This window comes from Mycobacterium sp. NPDC003323, assembly GCF_053589535.1.
In genome coordinates this window covers 349,679-365,460 of the sequence record NZ_JBSFSB010000001.1, presented here as the reverse complement: position 1 = coordinate 365,460, position 15,782 = coordinate 349,679, and the positions used below count along the sequence as shown (strand labels likewise).

Genomic DNA, 15,782 nt, shown 5'->3' with positions numbered 1-15,782 from the left:
AATGTTACTCGCCGAGATCGCGGCCACCTCGACCGCGGTGGGCGCCCTGTCGGCGCGCCTGGCCAAGGTGACCCGGGTGGCCGAGACGCTGTCCGCGCTCGACTCGCCCGCCGAGATCGCGGTGGTGGTGGCGTGGTTGTCCGGGGAGCTCCCGCAGCGCCAGATCGGTGTCGGCTGGGCCGCGCTGCGCATCCTGCCCGAGCCGGCCGACTCCCCCACCCTCACGGTGGGGGCCGTGGACGCCGCGTTCTCGGCGATCAAGGGACTCGCCGGGCGTGGGTCGCAGGCCCAGCGCGCCGATCGGCTGCGCGCGTTGTTCGGTGCCGCCACCGGCGAGGAACAACAGTTCCTGCGGCGACTACTCGGTGGTGAGCTCAGACAGGGCGCGCTGGCCGGGGTGATGGTCGACGCCGTCGCCAAGGCCGCCGCGATACCGGTGGCCGCGGTGCGGCGGGCGGCCATGCTGGCAGGGGATCTGCCGGTGGTCGCGGCCGCCGCGCTCACGGGCGGCGAGTCCGCGCTCGACCAGTTCACCCTGCAGGTGGGCCGGCCGGTGGGGCCGATGCTGGCCCAGACCGCGACCTCGGTGCAGGACGCGCTCGAAAAGCTCGGCGGCACCGCGTTGTTCGAATCCAAGCTGGACGGTGCCCGGGTGCAGGTGCACCGCGCCGGGGACACCGTCTCGATCTACACCCGCAGCTTGGACGATGTCACCGCGCGGCTACCCGAGGTGGTCGCGGCGACGCTCGCGCTACCGGCGACCCAGCTGATCGCGGACGCCGAGGCCATCGCGCTGCGTCCGGACGGCCGGCCGCACCGTTTCCAGGTGACCGCGTCGCGGTTCGGGACCCGCTCCGGCGAGGCGCACCGCGAGCCCTTGTCGGTGTTCTTCTTCGATCTGCTGCACCGCGACGGCGTCGACCTGCTGGACGCACCGATGACCGAGCGGCTCGCGGCGCTCGACGAGGTGGTGCCCGAGTCGCAACGCATGCGTCGGCTGGCGACGGCCGACGCCGTTGCCGCACAGCAGTTCCTGGAGCACACATTGGCCGCCGGGCACGAGGGCGTGATGGCCAAGGACCCCGCTGCCGGCTACGCGGCCGGCCGGCGCGGCGCGGCATGGCTGAAGGTCAAGCCGGTGCACACCCTGGACCTGGTGGTACTGGCCGTGGAGTGGGGTTCGGGGCGGCGCGCCGGAAAGCTGTCCAACATCCACCTCGGCGCCCGCGACCCGGAGACCGGCAGATTCGTCATGCTCGGCAAGACCTTCAAGGGGATGACCGACGAGATGCTGGCCTGGCAGACGGCGCGGTTCACCGAGCTGGCGACCGGTCCGCTCGGCGAGTACGTGGTGCCGGTGCGGCCGGAGCAGGTCGTCGAGATCGCGCTGGACGGTGTGCAGGCCTCGACCCGCTACCCCGCCGGCATGGCGCTGCGCTTCGCGCGGGTGCTGCGCTACCGGGACGACAAGCCCGCCGCACAGGCCGACACGGTGGACACCGTCCGTGAGCTGTTCGAACGCAACGGTTGAGGTGAAAGTCCCAACACCGTCCTGGTGCAATGCAAGGATCGACATATGGGATCACCGACTGCTCCTGGACGCACCGAGGAAACCCGCGGCGACATCACCTATGTCCGCACCGACAAGGATCTGCCGCCGGTAGCGATCATCGACCGCTCACCGATCACCACCAAGCACAAGATCATCTTCGCGGTGATCGCCGTGCTGGGCGCGGTGGCCTGGGCCATCATCGCGTTCTTCCGCGGTGAGACGGTCAACGCGGTGTGGTTCGTCATCGCCGCCATCTGCACCTACGTGATCGGCTTCCGGTTCTATGCCCGGCTGATCGAGATGAAGATCGTCAAACCGCGCGATGACAACGCCACGCCTGCCGAGATCTTCGAAAACGGCACCGATTACATGCCGACCGACCGGCGGGTGCTGTTCGGTCACCACTTCGCGGCCATCGCCGGGGCGGGTCCGCTGGTCGGCCCGGTGCTGGCCACCCAGATGGGTTTCCTGCCCGGCACCATCTGGATCATCATCGGCGCCCTGGTCGCCGGGTGCGTGCAGGACTACCTGGTGCTGACCATCTCCACCCGCCGGCGCGGCCGCTCGCTGGGCCAGATGGCGCGCGACGAGCTCGGACCGGTCGGTGGTGTGGCCGCGATCGTCGGTGTGCTGGTGATCATGGTGATCCTCTTGGCGGTGCTGGCGCTGGTGGTGGTCAACGCCTTGGCCGAGAGCCCGTGGGGGGTGTTCTCCATCGCGATGACCATCCCGATCGCCATCTTCATGGGCCTGTATCTGCGGTTCCTGCGCCCCGGCCGGGTGTCCGAGGTGTCGCTGATCGGGGTGGCGCTGCTGCTGCTGGCCGTGGTGTCCGGCGGCTGGGTCGCCGAGACCTCATGGGGCGCAGACTGGTTCACCCTGTCGAAGGTGACGCTGTCGTGGTGCATCATCATCTACGGCCTGGCCGCCTCGGTGCTGCCGGTGTGGTTCCTGCTGGCACCGCGCGATTATCTGTCCACGTTCATGAAGGTCGGCACCATCGCGCTGTTGGCGGTCGGCATCCTGCTGGCGCGCCCGTTGATGGAGGCGCCGGCGATCTCGCAGTTCGCCACCCGCGGTGACGGCCCGGTGTTCGCCGGTGCGCTGTTCCCGTTCCTGTTCATCACCATCGCCTGCGGTGCGCTGTCGGGCTTCCACGCGCTGATCTCCTCGGGCACCACGCCCAAGCTGCTGGAGAAGGAAAGCCAGATGCGCCTCATCGGCTACGGCGGCATGCTCACCGAGTCGTTCGTGGCGATCATGGCGCTGATCACCGCGTGCATCCTGAATCAGCATCTGTACTTCGTGATGAACGCCCCGGCCGCCGCGACCGGCGGTACGGCGGAATCGGCGGCCGAGTACGTCAACGGTCTCGGCCTGTCGGGTGCACCGATCACACCGGCCGAGATCGAGGCGGCCGCCGAGGGTGTCGGCGAGGAGTCGATCATCTCGCGCACCGGCGGTGCCCCGACGCTGGCGTTCGGCATGTCCGAGGTGCTGCAGGTGTTCGGCGGGGCGGGCCTCAAGGCCTTCTGGTATCACTTCGCGATCATGTTCGAGGCGTTGTTCATCCTGACCACCGTCGACGCCGGCACCCGGGTGGCCCGGTTCATGCTGTCGGACGGCCTGGGCAATATCGGCGGTCCGATGCGCAAGCTGCGTGACCCGAGCTGGCGGGTCGGCGCCTGGGCGTGCAGTGTGATCGTCGTCGCGGCATGGGGTTCGATCCTGCTGATGGGTGTCACCGATCCACTGGGCGGCATCAACACGCTGTTCCCATTGTTCGGTATCGCCAATCAGCTGTTGGCCGCCATCGCCCTGACGGTCGTCACGGTGGTCGTCATCAAGAAGGGCCACCTGAAATGGGCCTGGATACCCGCGCTGCCGCTGGCCTGGGATCTGGTGGTGACGATGACGGCGTCGTGGCAGAAGATTTTCTCCGCCGACCCCAAAGTCGGCTACTGGAAGCAGCATTCGCAGTATGTGGCGGCCAAGGAGGCCGGTGAGTCGTCGTTCGGCGCGGCCAAGACGCCGGATCAGATCGACGCGGTGATCCGCAATACGTTCATCCAGGGCTCGTTGTCGATCATCTTCGCCGTGCTGGTGCTGGTCGTGGTCGCGGCGGGGGTGATCGTGGTGATCCGCCATCTGCGCGGTGGCGGGATCCCGCTCACCGAGGATGATCCGGTGCCCTCGCGCATCTTCGCACCGTCCGGGTTGATGCTCACCGAGGCCGAGAAGGAGGTGCAGAAGCAGTGGGACGAGTTGGCTCCGTCGTCAGGCAGATCGGTTGGTACTGGTCATCATTGATGGGCGACAATCACTACCGCCGCTATGTCGAGCACCGGGCTCGCACCCATCCGGGTGAGCCGGTGCCCACCGAGCGGGAGTACTGGCGGATGCGGCACGCCGCGACGGAAGCCAACCCGCAGTCCCGCTGCTGCTGACCTATCTCCGGCGAGCGTGCGTGTCTGCACCCCGACACACCGTGTTTCGGCAAGAGTTCACGCACGCTCGCCGCGGGTCAACCCGTCACCCGGTACCGCAACGGCAGGTGCTTGAGTCCGCCGACGAACGTGGTCGCCATGTGCTGCGCTGGTCCGGCGAGTTCGACCGACTCCAGCCGCGGCAGCAGTGCGGAGAAGAAGCTGTTGACCTCTAGGCGGGCCAGCGCGGCGCCCAGGCAGAAGTGCACTCCGTAGCCGAAGGCGATGTGTTTGTTGGGATCTCGGCCGATATCGAAACGGAACGGTTCGTCGAACACGTCTTCGTCGCGGTTGCCGGATACGTAGGACAGCAGCACCGAGTCACCGGCGGGAATTCGGACGCCACGAAGGTTGTAGTCGCGTTGGGCTGTCCGCATGAACTCCTTGACCGGGGTGGTCCAGCGGATCATCTCCTCGACCGCCAGCGGCATCAGTTCCGGGTGGGCACGCAGTCGGGCCAGCTGATCCGGGTGTTCGACGAGCGCGTGCATCCCGCCGGAGATGCTGGCGCTGGACGTGTCATGCCCGGCGGCGGCCAAAATCGCGTAGTACGACACGGTTTCGATATCATCGAGCGGTTTGCCGTCGATGGTCGCGTTGGCGATCGTGGAGGCCAGGTCGTCGGTCGGGTTGGCCCGCCGTGCCGCCGTGAGTTCGGTGAAGTACTGAAACATCTCCAGCAGCGCACCCATGCTCTCTTCCATGCTGCCGCGCTGCATCTCCTCGTCATCGCTGCCGAAGAGTTCCTGGGTCCAGCGCAGCATCCTGGCGAAGTCGGATTCCGGCACCCCGAGCAGGGTCATGATCATGTACAGCGGATAGTTCACCGCCACCTGCTGCACGAAGTCGCATTCGGGCCCCTCGGCGGCCATGGTGTCGACGAACTGCACGGCCAGCAGGTCGGCGCGGTCCTTGAGCGCACGCATCGCCTTGGGCCGGAACCAGTTCGCGCCGATGGCGCGGAAGTCGCGGTGCTGCGGGTCGTCCATGTGGATCAGCGTCTTGATGCCGACGGCGGCTTGCTGCTCGTCGCCCTGTCTGGTGACCAGCACCGGCCGGGGTGAGTTGGTGAAGATGTCGTTGGCGCGCTCGATCTCCATGATGTCGGCGTGTTTGGTGATGGCCCAGAACGGGGCGTAGTCGGGCACGTCGACCCGGGAAACCGGGCCATGCGCGCGCAGATGTGTCAGTGCCGCATGCAATGCGACCTCGTCGGTGTAGGCCTTCGGGTCCGCCAAGACCTTCGCTGCATCGTCCATGGTCGGTGTGCTCACCAGATACTCCTCATGATTCATTACTCACCACACCGAACGCGGCCTGCGCGCGGTGCTCATAGCTCGACCGCGACGCGGTATCGAATTCCAGGAACACCGTGTCGGTGCCGAAACGCCGGCCCACCCACCGCCGGCCACGCGGGCCGAGAAGTCCGATGGGGCCGAGCAGGAACCGGATACCGCCCGGGACGGTGATGTGGGTCTTGGGTTTGTCGAGCGCCTTGACGATCGCCGCGGCGATGGCCTCGGGTTCGACCGGCCGGTTCGACCGGGTTTCCGTGGTCCCGGAGATCAGTTCGGTGCGGGTGAACGGCGGCATCACCACACTCACCTGGATACCGCGGGCCACGAACTCGTCGGCCAGCGCGCTGGACAGGCTGATAACCGCGGATTTTGTTCCGGCATAGACGGTTTGGCCGGGCACCGGCATCAGCCCGGCCAGCGACGCGACGTTGATGATATGGCCGGTGCGGCGCTCGATCATCTCGGGCAGCACCAACTGGCAGCCGGTGACCACACCGTAGAAGTTGACCTCGATCGCCGACCGGATGGCCTGCACGGATTGGTCCAGAAAGCCGCCGATCGGCATCACGCCGGCGTTGTTGATCAGCACGTCGATGGGTCCGCCGGTATCGGCACGGGCCTTGTCCAGGAATGCCGAGAATGATTCCCGGGCGGTGACATCCAGTGGATGGCCGCTGACACCATCGCCCAGCGAGGCCACCGCGGATTTCAGCGCAGCCACATCACGGTCGCCGATGACCACACGTGCCCCGCGGTTGCGCAGCGCCCTGGCGGTCGCATACCCGATGCCCCGGGCCGCGCCGGTGACGACGACGGTCCTGCCGTTGATTCTGTCCGTCATGATTCTCTTTCCGCCAACGTCTTTCGCACGTCATCCAGCACCGCCGCGATGGCGGACTCCGACATCTGGGCCGGGAATCCCGGCAGCACCCGGTCGATCGCGCCCGCGCAGCGCCGGACCAGTGCGTCGGCGACATCGGGTAACTCCGCGACGACGGCGAACGCCGCGAGGACCTCGTCGTCGATCAGGGTGGCCATGGTGTCCCACTCCCCCAGCCGCGACAGCCGGTGCAACTCGGTGTGCAGATCACCCCAGCCGTGCAGCTCGAGCACCTTGCGGTACGCCGGCGTCGACCCGTAGAAAGCCAACTGTTTGCGGTGGGCGGCCGCCGACGCCTCGTACTGTTCGGCGTTCTCACCGGTGACCACGAAAACCGGGCAGGACAGCTCGAACGAATCCCGGGGCCGGCCGGCGGCGTCGAGCCCGGCCTGCAGCGCGGGCGCCGTCACCTCGTCGAGGTAGCGACGGGTGGTGAAGGCGTGTGCGATGACGCCGTCGGCGACCTCACCAGCTGTCCGCGTCATCAGATCGCCCACCGCAGAAATGAAGATCTTGGGTACGCCGTGGGGTTGCGGCTCGGGGGTGAACATCGGCGTCATCAGGGTGTGGGTGTAGAACTCGCCCTCGAAGTTCAGCCGTGTCCCGTCCTGCCACGTCGCCCAGATGGCTTGCACCGCAGCGACGAATTCGCGCATCCGTCGCGCCGGGTGGCTCCACGGCATCCCGTAGCGCCGCTCGATATGCGGCTGCACCTGGGTGCCCAGGCCGAGGATGAAACGCCCCTGCGAGTAGGTGTTCAGGTCCCAGCCGAGATTGGCGATCAGCATCGGATTGCGTGCGAAGGCGACCGCGATGCTGGTCCCCAGCTGAAGGCGGGAGGTGTGCTCGGCGGCGAGCAGCAGCGGCAGGAACGGGTCGTGAGCCAGCTCGCCGGTCCAGCAGCCGTCATACCCCTGCTCTTCGAGTTCCCGGGCCCGCGCGGGCACTGCGGCGAGGTCGCTCGGAATACCACGATCGATGCTCAGCCGGGCGACATTACCCATGCCGGGGACGCTACAGTAAGCAATTCAGTATGGTCAACGAAGCAATGCCGGTTACGCCAGAACAGGACCTGTGAATGACGAACGCCTCCGAGTGGCAGGACACCCTCGACGACCTCGATCGCCGCCGTGCCCACGCGCTGGCGATGGGCGGACCGGACCGCGTCGCCAAGCACCACGCCAAGGGCAAGCTCGATGTGCGGACCCGCATCGACCGGCTGCTGGACGCAGGCACATTCCATGAATTCGGCACGCTGGCCGGCGGTGAGATCGCCGCCGACGGGATCGTCACCGGATCAGGCCTGATCGACGGCGCACCGGTGATGGTCGGCGCCGAGGATTTCACCACCCTGGCCGGCAGCATCGGATCCACCGGCAACGCCAAACGCTACCGCCTCGCCGAACTCGCTGTGCGCGACAAGATTCCGCTGGTGATGCTGTTGGAGGGAGCCGGGTTCCGGCCCACCGGAAGCCATTACGGGCGCACCCCCACCGACCTCATCGCCCAGGCGCAGTGCTCGGGGCGGGTGCCGACGGTGGCGGCCATCCTGGGACCCTCGGCCGGCCACGGCGCGCTGGTGGCCCCGGTCAGCGACTTCCGGATCATGAGCAGCCAGGGCGCCATCTTCACCGCCGGCCCGCCGGTGGTGCGCGAATCAACCGGGGAGGACATCAGCAAGGAGGATCTCGGCGGACCGAAGGTGGCCCTGCACAGCGGGGTCGTGCATAATCACGGCGAAACCGACGAGGCCGTCATCGACGATATCCGCCGCTACCTGTCGTACTTCCCGTCCAGCGCATGGTCCTACCCTGACCCGCTGCCCTTCGACGAAGACGCCGAACCGCGGCCCACCCCGGAGCTACTCGACATCATCTCCCGGGACAACCGCAAGGTATACGACATGCGCGCAGTGCTCGACGTCATCTTCGACAACACCGACTGGTTCGAGGTCCAGCCACAGTTCGGCAAGGCCATCGTCTGCGCGCTCGCGCACCTCGGTGGCCACCCGGTGGCGGTGGTGGCCAATCAGCCCAATGTGCTGGCCGGCTCGATCGACGCCGACGCCGCCGACAAGGCGGCACATTTCATCATGGTGGCCGACTCGTTCCACCTGCCGATCGTGTTCCTGGCCGACAACCCGGGCATGCTGCCGGGGAGCCGGTCCGAGCGTTCCGGAGTGCTCCGCGCCGGAGCCCGGATGTTCGCGGCGCAGACCGCGGCGACGACATTGAAATTGCATGTGACACTACGTAAGGCCTACGGGTTCGGGTCGATGGTGATGTCGCTGTTGGGATTCGACGGTCAGGAGGCGACCTTTGCCTTCCCTGGCGCGACGATGGGCGCGATGAGCGCCGCGGCGCTGTCGAAGGCCTCCCATGCCGAACAGGATCTGTCGGCCAAGCTACGCGAGGCCGAACTGAGCGCGTCCTACCGCTCGGCCGATCACCTCGGCTTCGATGAGCTGATCGACCCGCGCGAGACCCGCGATCAATTGCTCGACGCGCTGCGCCGTGGTCTGCGTGCCCGGCAGGCCGCCGCCGAACCGGTGGCCCGCACCGTCATCCTCCCCTAGTTGCGATTTGTGGAGTCTTACCCGGACTCCTTGCGGCTAAGACTCCACAAATCAACGGGTGAGCGCACATTGGATCTGTGCAATCACCCGCTCGGGGTACTCGGTGAGGTCCAGCCAGGTGAAGCGCAGGACCAGATATCCGGCGAGGATCAGTGCGTTCTGTCGCTTGCGGTCGTTGTTGAAATCGCCGACGTCGCTGTGGAAGGCGAAGCCGTCGGTCTCCAGGATCAGTTTTACATCGGGGAAGGCGTAGTCGACCTTGTACCCGGCGACCCGGTAGTTGACCTTCCAGCCGGTGATGCCCGCCTGGCGCATGAGTTTCGCGAGCAGTCGTTCGGCCGCGGAGCGTGTTCCGTCCTCCGCAGCACGCAGCAATCTGCGTGCGGCCGGTGACCCGTGGCGGCCCTTGTTGTTCAGGTGGGCTTTCCACAGTGCGGGCAGGTCGACGTGGCGCTGCAGCGCAGAGTCCATCAACCTCGCCCCGCCGCCGCGGCGGGCGGCGGCTTCCACGACGGTCAGCGGCAGCGCCGTCACCCGGAGCCCTTCCCGTTCGATCACCTCTGCCGGGTCCAGGTCGCGCCGGCGAAGTCGCGTGCCGCGACGAAACTGCAGGCGACAGTCCCTCGGCACGGTCACCTCCACGACTTCGGGCGCAAACTGCGTGAGGCGTAGCCACCAGGCTGCCGCCATACCGGTGGCCACTGCACGCTCGCCATACGCCCATGTACCAGCCCGAATCCGGGCGCGATCGGTGAACTCGCGATCGTCGGCGAAATACACGCCGCGGAAGCACCGTCGCCACTGGCCGAGCCGCACGCGGTAGTCGACATCGTCCTGGCTCAAGCCGGCTTGTTGAGCGTGAGCGAGCGTGATGACGCCGTCGTGAGCGCGCAGCAGGTCCGAAAGCATACTGAGTTGGACGCTGCACAGCCCCGATCGGTTCCACCCATTGTGATTTGAGGAGTCTTACCCTTAAGGAGTCCGGTTAAGACTCCACAAATCACGCGGTGGTGGCGCGGTATTCGGCGACGATGGGCGCCAGCTCGTCGGGGGTCGCACCGTGCATGATCACCGCGTCGGCACCATAGTCGAACTCCTTGCGGATCCGGTCCACGCATTGGCGTGCCGAACCGGTGGCCGACGGCTCCAGCCATTCGTCGGGGATGAGCGTCGCGATGTGCTCGATCTGCTCGGCTGTGGCCTTGTGGTCGATACCGCCGCCGATGGACTGGACCACCTGGTCATCGCGAAAGCGCTGCAGCACTGCGGGATCCCAGCCGTTGGTGTTGATCAGCAGGTCTCCGTACCCCTGCAGGTAGGTGGCCAACCGGGCCACGGTCTTCTTCAGCCGCAACTCTTCGGGCAGGTGATCGCCGACGGTCGCGAAACACGACCACACCCGCACACTGGCGGGGTCGCGGCCCGCCTGCTCGGCGGCATCCTTCACCGTCTTCACCGCGCGCGCCAGCGTCTCCGGGGTGAAGTAGGTGTGCAGGATGACGTCGTCGAACTCGCGGCCACCGAGTGCGAGGGTCTGCGGGCCGAACGCGACGATGGCCAGCCGGATGTCCTCCCGAAAATCCGGATCCAGGAACAGCAGCTGATACTTGCCGATCGGGCCGTCGTGATTGAAGATCAACTCCCCGTGCCAGAGCCGGCGCATGACCTGCGCGAAATCCTCCATCTGCGCGGTCGTCACCGCCGGCACGCCGAAGGCGCCGTACATCGCGGCGATGCCACGGCCGAGGCCGAGGGTGAATCTGCCGCCCGACAGCCGATGCATGGTCGTCGCCCAGGATCCGGTGATCAACGGGTGCCGGGTGTTGTGATTGGTTGCGGCCGTGGCGATCTGCATCCGGCTGGTGACGGCCAACGCCGCACCGGTCAGCGATGACGCCTCCTTGACATTCCAGCGCTCGGAGATGAAACCGGTGCCGAAGCCCAGTTCTTCACCGCGGCGGGCCTCCTCCATGAGGTTGGCCGGACCTTCACCGCCCGCACCCGCCAGCAGGTAGTAACCGAGTTCGTGCAACACTGCCTCTGTCATGCCCACACCCCTTCCTTGTAGCCACAGTTCCACACCTCGGTGATCCGCCCGTCGACCACCCGGAAGATCTCCATGCTCCCGATCGTGGTTGCCGTCCCGTCCTTCAGCGTCATCGGCGACTGGTACACGATCGCCACATGCTCGCCGTCGTCGCCGGCCACCACCAGGCTCAGGTCGAATCGGATGGTCTCGAACATCGCCCAGTGATCGACGACCCGGGCGACGGCCTGCTCGTGCGTGAGCACCGTGACCTCGCCGACCGCGTGACGGGTGACGGTCTCCCCCAACAGTTCATTGGCCAGTGCGAAATCACGCTCGTTCCAAACCACCAGGTTGTACCGCTCGACCACCTCACGCGCTGTTCTCATGCGTAGACCTCCAGGGCCTCGTTCTCTTCGATGGCCGCGACCGCGCGGTCGATCAGGGTCAGGCAGAGCTGACGCGACCTTTCCGGCACACTGTCCCAGGTCAGCAGCGCGACCACCGGCATGTACAGCAGCAGCGCGGTGGCCAACCGGTAGTCGCGCCACGCCTCGCCGAACGGGTAATCCGGAACCAGCGCCGCGTATTCGGCCACCAACCGTTCGTCCTGTCCACTCCGAACTTCCGTCGGCAGGCCCTGGCCGATCAGATAGGCGATATCGGCGGCACCGGCGCCCCGGACGGTCAACTGGAAATCGACCAGTTTGAGCTCGTCGCCGCAGAAGAACATGTTGTCGGCCCGGATATCACCGTGCAACAACATGTTCCGCATGCTCAACGCCGTCAGCGCCTGCGGGGCCAGCTCGGCGAACCGTTCGGCGAATGCGGCCACCGCGGCCGGTACCGTGCGACTGGTGTGGTCGCGGTAGAGCGCCCATCCGGGCGCGAAGGCGGGCAGGAACAGATCGCGCGTCATCGCACTGTCGATACCCGGAAACGCCTCAAGGATGACCGGATCGGCTTCCGCGGACCAGGCGTGCAGGCCCGCCAGCTGACCGATGCACTGCCGCGCTTGATCGATCGACAGCCCGGCCAGATGATCGGCATTGTCCCAGTCGCGCAGGTCCTCCAGCACCAGTACGAAGTCCTGACCGGCGATCCGGGCGGCATGACACTGTGGGGTGGCGATCGGTGCGAGCGGGGCGATCTCGGAGTAGAACCGGATCTCGCGCTCGTACCCGCCCAACATCTCCATACCGCCGCGGGCCAGCGATTCAGCAGGCAGCTTGACGATCACCGATTCGGGCCCGCCACCGGTCAGGTGTACCCGGTACAGATTGGCCGAGAAGCCGGTGTCCTCGGCGATGCGTTCGGCTCGTGCGTGCGTGACGGGTGCCGACAGCACATCGGCCAGCCACGGCGCGGTCACCTCGGCGATCGTCGACGGCACCAGGGTCATCGTCGACCTCCTGTTATTTGACACTGAACAAGTAAGTTAGTTGTCGACCGTCTAATATGCAAGGGTGCCAGCCCAACGCCTCACCCAACCCGAACGCGTCGAGCAGTCGTCGCGTCGGATGCTGCAGGCGGCGGCCGAGTTGATTGTCGAGAAGGGCTGGGAGGCAACGACGGCCGCGGAGATCGGACGCCGCGCCGGGTACAGCAGGGCCATGGTGCACGCGCGCTACGGCGGCAAGGATGCCATCCTCGAGGCGTTTCAGCAGGTGTATGTCGCGCGCCTGAACCCCGATCCCGAGCCCGGCGCCTCCGGACTGGTGCAGGTGCTTACGCATTTCGACCGGGTCCGACAGATCCACGCCGAGGACGCCGCGGTCACCAGGGCCATGTTCGTCTCGGCCTTCGAAGCGGTGAAGACCAGTTCACCACTGCGCGAGGGGGTTCGGGCTCAGCTGGCAGCAGCGGAGCAGAAGATCAGCGTCGGCGTGCGGACCGGGATGGCCGACGGTTCGATACGCGCCGATATCGACGCCGATGCGGCGGTCCGCGATATCACCGGGGCGATCTTCGGCATCGCCTATCAATGGGTTGTACTGCCCGAACGCCACGACCTTGCTCGCGAGATCGACACCGTGCGGGCCCGCATCATCACGACCTACGGGCCTGACCCACCAGGAACCGCTCGGTAGCCTCCTGCACACCACCGGCGAACAGGTGCCCGACGTGGCTGCCGTCGTGCCAGTACAGTTCCCCACCCCACCGCTGATGCATGGCCAACGCCGAACTGCGCATGGCCATCTGGTCGTGCCAGGCGCCGACGATGAGCCGGCGGTCGGTGCGCGGCGTGGTGGCCAGCGGGTCGATGACCGAGGTCAACGCGGACACCGTCGCCGACTGCAACTGCGCCGCCGCGTCCCGCCCCGTCGGTCCCCAGCGACCCAGATGCAGGCCGATCATGGTGTTCAGGCCGAGGATCGGCGTGTACAGCGCCACCGCATCGACGGCCGAATCCAGGTGCGCGACCAACGCGGCCACCGCGCTGCCCAGCGACAGTCCCGACACCACCACCGGTCCCGAATCCGCGGCGAGCCAACCGATCAGCGCCCGCACCTCGGAGACCACCCGGATGGTCCCGGCGACATTGGCCGCCGGATCGCGGGCCGGGTACTCGGGCTGTTCGCGGCGCCGCGGGCCGTGACCGGGCTGTACCGGCAGCGCGACGTTGAATCCCAACGTTGCGAGCCGACGCACCCGCGCGACCATGAGATCCATCGGATCCCCCTGTCCGGCACCGTGGATCCACACCACCCAGGGTCGATCCTGCCCGGACCGGTACAACCGCACCCGGGCCGTCGCCGGGCCGCCGTGCCCATCGGCGAACAGCGAATCCGGCAATCCGGGAACGTGCTCGAACGTCAACTCCTCGTACTGCAGCGCCCCGAAGCTGCGCGGCCGTATTTTATTCACAGCCAGCGGTTCCGGGTCCCGGTGTGCGCCGTCGACCCCGAGCGCCCCGAGTTCCTCGGCCGCAGCCGCATAGGCCGCAGGCAGTCGCGGCAGCTGCGGAGGCGGGCCGGTCAAGGTCATGCCCGTGACCACGAGTTCGTCGAGGGCGACCTCACCGAGCTGACGCCACCCGGCCGGTGAGAACCGCGGCCAATCCCCGGATGCGTGCAGCGCACCGACCGACCGGGGCAGCACGCCGGCGAGCTCCCAGGCGATCTGGGCTGCCCTACGCAAGGGTGAAACCCTGATAGCCGTTGGCGGCGATCTCGTCGCAGCGCCGCCGGTACTCAGGTATGCCTGCGGTGTAGCCCATGTACATCCGCTTCTTACCGAGCACGTTGGCGCCGTTGTACCAGGAATTACAGGACGGGTGGGTCAGCACCGTCGGCGCCACCAACGACGTGGCGTGCTCGATCCACTCCCGCTGCGCCGTGGGTTGCGCATCGATGCTGCGGTAGCCGTGCCGACGCAGATAGTCGATACAGTTCGCGATCCACTCGATGTGCTGTTCCATGGCGGCGACGAAGTTGGTGGCCGCCGAAGGGCTGCCCGGGCCCTGCACGGTGAACAGATTCGGGAATCCCGCCACGGCCAGGCCCAGGTAGGACAGCGGCCCCTCCTCGGCCCAGAAGTCACCGAGCAGCCGACCGTCGACGCCGCGGACCTTCATCCGGCTCAGCGCGCCGGTCATGGCGTCGAAACCGGTGGCGTAGATGATCACATCCAGCGCGAAATCACCTTGCTCGGTCGAGATTCCGTCCGGGGTCACCGTGACGATCGGGCCCTTGCGCAGATCCACCAGCGTCACGTTGTCGCGGTTGAAGGTCTGGTAGTAGCCCTGGTCGATGATCGGGCGTTTACACGCGAACGGGTGCGTGGGCACCAGTGCGGCGGCGGTCACCGGGTCGGTGACGATGCGGGCGATCGCCTCGCCGTACAGCGCGGTGGCCATCCGGTTGGCCTCGATATCGAAGAACACGTCACCCCAGTTGAGTGCGCCCATCACACCGCGCTCGTCAATGGCGCGCAGTTGCTCTTCGCGGGTGGCGGTCTTGATCGGCGGGCTGGCCAGCATGTCGAGCAGCACCGAGAAGGCCGAGAGCCGCGCTGCGCCAACCGGATGCTCGCGCTGCGCGGCTCGGATGGCGCGGTAGTCGGCCTTCAGTCCGTCGAGTTCGCCGTCGGCGAAGGTGTGCACGGTCCAGGGCAGCGTGAACGCCGCAGAACGTTGGAACACGAACAACTGCCCGGCTTCTCGGGCCACCACCGGGATCAGCTGCACACCGGTGGAGCCGGTACCGATCACCCCGACCCGTTTGCCGGTCAGATCGACACCGTCGGGCCACCGGTTGGTGAACAACGACTCCCCCGCGAACGTATCCCTGCCCGGGATCGCCGGTTCCAGTGGCACCGAAAGGATGCCGGATGCGGCAACCACGAATTGGGCGGTGTACTCGGCTCCGCTCGCCGTCTGCAGCAGCCAGTGACCGTCGTCGTAGGTCATCGCGGTGACCTCGGTGCCGAAGTCGATATCGCCGCGCAGGTCGAGTCGGTCGGCGACGAAGTTGAGGTACGCCTCGATCTCGGGTTGGGCCGGCATGGACTCCGTCCACACCCACTCCTGCTCGATCTCCGGGGAGAAGCTGTAGGAGTACTCGATGCTCTCGATATCACAACGGGCACCGGGATATCGGTTCACCAGCCAGGTCCCGCCGACGGCGTCGGCACGCTCCAGGATCCGCACCCGCAGACCGAGTTCGCGGAGTCTGTACAGCGCGTACAGGCCGGAGAACCCGGCGCCGATCACTGCGACATCGAGATCGGTCACGACGCCCTCCTACGGTGACGCTCGAGGAAGAAGCGGGCGGTCCGGGCAATGGCCTCGGTGGCGGGTTCGGGTTTCCAACCCAACTCCCGGGTCGCCTTCGAATGATCCAGCGGTGACGTCCTCACCATCAGCCGCGCCGATGTCGGGGTGACCAGGGTGTCGCGCCGGGTGAGGGTGCCGATGAGGCCGCCGACCGCCGCGGCGACGGCATCGGTGCGCGGCTCGCCCAT

General features: G+C 67.1%; 15 protein-coding genes. 5 read left to right on the top strand and 10 right to left on the bottom strand.

Annotation, left to right across the window (positions count from 1 at the left end):
* The first annotated feature begins 1 nt into the window (after window position 1).
* The 3 genes from ACWDUN_RS01480 to ACWDUN_RS01470 are packed head-to-tail and all read left to right on the top strand — an operon-like array spanning window position 2 to window position 3,999.
* On the top strand, window positions 2–1,531 hold the full coding sequence (locus ACWDUN_RS01480; RefSeq protein ID WP_449923607.1) for an ATP-dependent DNA ligase: 1,530 nt from the start codon (window positions 2–4) through the stop codon (window positions 1,529–1,531).
* Between the two features lie 45 nt (window positions 1,532–1,576).
* Window positions 1,577–3,862 (top strand): carbon starvation CstA family protein, encoded by a 2,286-nt coding sequence (locus tag ACWDUN_RS01475; RefSeq protein WP_449923604.1) that lies wholly within the window; start codon window positions 1,577–1,579, stop codon window positions 3,860–3,862.
* Window positions 3,808–3,999 carry a YbdD/YjiX family protein gene (locus ACWDUN_RS01470; protein ID WP_449923601.1) on the top strand — a complete coding sequence of 64 codons (192 nt, stop codon included), beginning with the start codon at window positions 3,808–3,810 and terminating at the stop codon, window positions 3,997–3,999. The genes ACWDUN_RS01475 and ACWDUN_RS01470 overlap by 55 nt, the downstream gene beginning before the upstream one ends.
* Window positions 4,000–4,076: 77 nt before the next feature.
* Here ACWDUN_RS01470 and ACWDUN_RS01465 read toward each other — a convergent pair whose 3' ends face one another.
* Genes ACWDUN_RS01465 through ACWDUN_RS01455 form a run of 3 tightly spaced genes read right to left on the bottom strand, consistent with a single transcriptional unit; the run spans window position 4,077 to window position 7,220 of the window.
* Window positions 4,077–5,312 (bottom strand): cytochrome P450, encoded by a 1,236-nt coding sequence (locus ACWDUN_RS01465; RefSeq protein WP_449923598.1) that lies wholly within the window; start codon window positions 5,310–5,312, stop codon window positions 4,077–4,079.
* A 10-nt stretch (window positions 5,313–5,322) separates the two neighbouring features.
* The gene (locus ACWDUN_RS01460) at window positions 5,323–6,177 is read right to left on the bottom strand and encodes an SDR family oxidoreductase (RefSeq protein WP_449923595.1); all 855 of its coding nucleotides are present in this window, start codon (window positions 6,175–6,177) and stop codon (window positions 5,323–5,325) included.
* Window positions 6,174–7,220, bottom strand: a complete 1,047-nt coding sequence (locus ACWDUN_RS01455; protein WP_449923592.1) for an LLM class F420-dependent oxidoreductase — start codon at window positions 7,218–7,220, stop codon at window positions 6,174–6,176. The genes ACWDUN_RS01460 and ACWDUN_RS01455 overlap by 4 nt, the downstream gene beginning before the upstream one ends.
* Before the next feature lie 74 nt (window positions 7,221–7,294).
* Between ACWDUN_RS01455 and ACWDUN_RS01450 the strand changes: the two genes are divergently transcribed.
* Window positions 7,295–8,791 carry an acyl-CoA carboxylase subunit beta gene (locus ACWDUN_RS01450; RefSeq protein WP_449923589.1) on the top strand — a complete coding sequence of 499 codons (1,497 nt, stop codon included), beginning with the start codon at window positions 7,295–7,297 and terminating at the stop codon, window positions 8,789–8,791.
* 51 nt (window positions 8,792–8,842) lie between these two features.
* Here ACWDUN_RS01450 and ACWDUN_RS01445 read toward each other — a convergent pair whose 3' ends face one another.
* The 4 genes from ACWDUN_RS01445 to ACWDUN_RS01430 form a co-directional block, all read right to left on the bottom strand.
* A complete protein-coding gene (locus ACWDUN_RS01445; RefSeq protein WP_449923586.1) occupies window positions 8,843–9,700 on the bottom strand; it encodes an endonuclease domain-containing protein in 858 nt (285 codons plus the stop codon).
* A 91-nt stretch (window positions 9,701–9,791) separates the two neighbouring features.
* Window positions 9,792–10,838, bottom strand: a complete 1,047-nt coding sequence (locus ACWDUN_RS01440) for a TIGR03857 family LLM class F420-dependent oxidoreductase (protein WP_449923583.1) — start codon at window positions 10,836–10,838, stop codon at window positions 9,792–9,794.
* Window positions 10,835–11,206 (bottom strand): nuclear transport factor 2 family protein, encoded by a 372-nt coding sequence (locus ACWDUN_RS01435; RefSeq protein ID WP_449923581.1) that lies wholly within the window; start codon window positions 11,204–11,206, stop codon window positions 10,835–10,837. The genes ACWDUN_RS01440 and ACWDUN_RS01435 overlap by 4 nt, the downstream gene beginning before the upstream one ends.
* Window positions 11,203–12,219, bottom strand: a complete 1,017-nt coding sequence (locus ACWDUN_RS01430; RefSeq protein WP_449923578.1) for a phosphotransferase — start codon at window positions 12,217–12,219, stop codon at window positions 11,203–11,205. The genes ACWDUN_RS01435 and ACWDUN_RS01430 overlap by 4 nt, the downstream gene beginning before the upstream one ends.
* Before the next feature lie 64 nt (window positions 12,220–12,283).
* Here ACWDUN_RS01430 and ACWDUN_RS01425 point away from each other — a divergent pair, with 64 nt between their 5' ends.
* Window positions 12,284–12,907: a TetR/AcrR family transcriptional regulator gene (locus ACWDUN_RS01425; protein WP_449923576.1), complete on the top strand. Its 624-nt coding sequence runs from the start codon at window positions 12,284–12,286 to the stop codon at window positions 12,905–12,907.
* On the opposite strand, the gene ACWDUN_RS01420 is transcribed toward ACWDUN_RS01425, so the two are convergent.
* The 3 genes from ACWDUN_RS01420 to ACWDUN_RS01410 are packed head-to-tail and all read right to left on the bottom strand — an operon-like array spanning window position 12,867 to window position 15,782.
* Window positions 12,867–13,958 (bottom strand): alpha/beta fold hydrolase, encoded by a 1,092-nt coding sequence (locus tag ACWDUN_RS01420; protein WP_449923574.1) that lies wholly within the window; start codon window positions 13,956–13,958, stop codon window positions 12,867–12,869. The two genes, ACWDUN_RS01425 and ACWDUN_RS01420, sit on opposite strands and share 41 nt — an antisense overlap.
* A complete protein-coding gene (locus ACWDUN_RS01415; protein WP_449923571.1) occupies window positions 13,951–15,552 on the bottom strand; it encodes a flavin-containing monooxygenase in 1,602 nt (533 codons plus the stop codon). The genes ACWDUN_RS01420 and ACWDUN_RS01415 overlap by 8 nt, the downstream gene beginning before the upstream one ends.
* Window positions 15,549–15,782: a hypothetical protein gene (locus ACWDUN_RS01410; protein WP_449923568.1), complete on the bottom strand. Its 234-nt coding sequence runs from the start codon at window positions 15,780–15,782 to the stop codon at window positions 15,549–15,551. The genes ACWDUN_RS01415 and ACWDUN_RS01410 overlap by 4 nt, the downstream gene beginning before the upstream one ends.

Coding starts and splice junctions, on each gene's coding strand:
- ACWDUN_RS01410 (WP_449923568.1), bottom strand. CDS start 15,782: ATGGGCGAGCCGCGCACCGATGCCGTCGCCGCGGCGGTCGGCGGCCTC.
- ACWDUN_RS01480 (WP_449923607.1), top strand. CDS start 2: ATGTTACTCGCCGAGATCGCGGCCACCTCGACCGCGGTGGGCGCCCTG.
- ACWDUN_RS01475 (WP_449923604.1), top strand. CDS start 1,577: ATGGGATCACCGACTGCTCCTGGACGCACCGAGGAAACCCGCGGCGAC.
- ACWDUN_RS01460 (WP_449923595.1), bottom strand. CDS start 6,177: ATGACGGACAGAATCAACGGCAGGACCGTCGTCGTCACCGGCGCGGCC.
- ACWDUN_RS01455 (WP_449923592.1), bottom strand. CDS start 7,220: ATGGGTAATGTCGCCCGGCTGAGCATCGATCGTGGTATTCCGAGCGAC.
- ACWDUN_RS01440 (WP_449923583.1), bottom strand. CDS start 10,838: ATGACAGAGGCAGTGTTGCACGAACTCGGTTACTACCTGCTGGCGGGT.
- ACWDUN_RS01450 (WP_449923589.1), top strand. CDS start 7,295: ATGACGAACGCCTCCGAGTGGCAGGACACCCTCGACGACCTCGATCGC.
- ACWDUN_RS01435 (WP_449923581.1), bottom strand. CDS start 11,206: ATGAGAACAGCGCGTGAGGTGGTCGAGCGGTACAACCTGGTGGTTTGG.
- ACWDUN_RS01430 (WP_449923578.1), bottom strand. CDS start 12,219: ATGACCCTGGTGCCGTCGACGATCGCCGAGGTGACCGCGCCGTGGCTG.
- ACWDUN_RS01445 (WP_449923586.1), bottom strand. CDS start 9,700: ATGCTTTCGGACCTGCTGCGCGCTCACGACGGCGTCATCACGCTCGCT.